1 protein-coding gene is annotated in these 794 nt (G+C 46.6%); it reads left to right on the top strand.

The window, feature by feature from the left end; all coding sequences use genetic code 11:
* The coding region (locus GMD1S_RS08475; RefSeq protein WP_000321331.1) for a M20/M25/M40 family metallo-hydrolase at window positions 1-794 on the top strand (794 nt) is incomplete at both ends.

Genomic DNA, 794 nt, shown 5'->3' with positions numbered 1-794 from the left:
GTTTTTCCTAGCGAACAAGAGCAGATTGAAAAATTTGAGAAGGATCATGTGGCCCAACATTATTTCGAAGTCTTACGCACCTTAATTTCCAAGAAATCCGTCTTTGCCCAGCAGGTTGGACTCAAGGAAGTCGCAAACTATCTGGGTGAGATTTTCAAGCGTGTGGGGGCTGAAGTGGAGATTGATGAGAGTTACACAGCTCCCTTTGTCATGGCACATTTCAAGAGTTCGCGTCCAGATGCCAAGACCTTGATCTTCTATAACCACTATGACACCGTACCAGCGGACGGAGATCAGATCTGGACAGAGGATCCCTTTACACTTTCTGTGCGAAATGGTTTTATGTATGGGCGAGGAGTTGACGACGATAAGGGCCACATCACAGCTCGTTTGAGTGCTCTGAGAAAGTATATGCAGCACCACGATGACCTCCCTGTCAATATCAGTTTTATCATGGAAGGGGCAGAGGAGTCTGCTTCTATGGATCTAGATAAGTATTTAGGGAAACACGCAGACAAACTCCGAGGAGCAGATTTGCTAGTTTGGGAGCAAGGAACGAAAAATGCCTTGGAGCAGTTAGAAATTTCTGGTGGAAACAAGGGAATCGTGACCTTTGATGCCAAGGTGAAAAGTGCGGATGTAGATATCCACTCGAGTTATGGTGGTGTCGTGGAGTCAGCACCATGGTATCTTATCCAGGCCTTAAGTAGTCTGCGAGCTGCTGATGGGCGTATCTTGGTAGAAGGCTTGTACGAGGATGTTCAAGAGCCAAATGAACGAGAACTAGCCTTGGT

The organism is Streptococcus sp. GMD1S (assembly GCF_000296875.1).
GTDB lineage: Bacteria > Bacillota > Bacilli > Lactobacillales > Streptococcaceae > Streptococcus.
The sequence above is the reverse complement of the archived record's forward strand: the minus strand, read 5'-3'. Positions and strand labels throughout refer to the sequence as shown.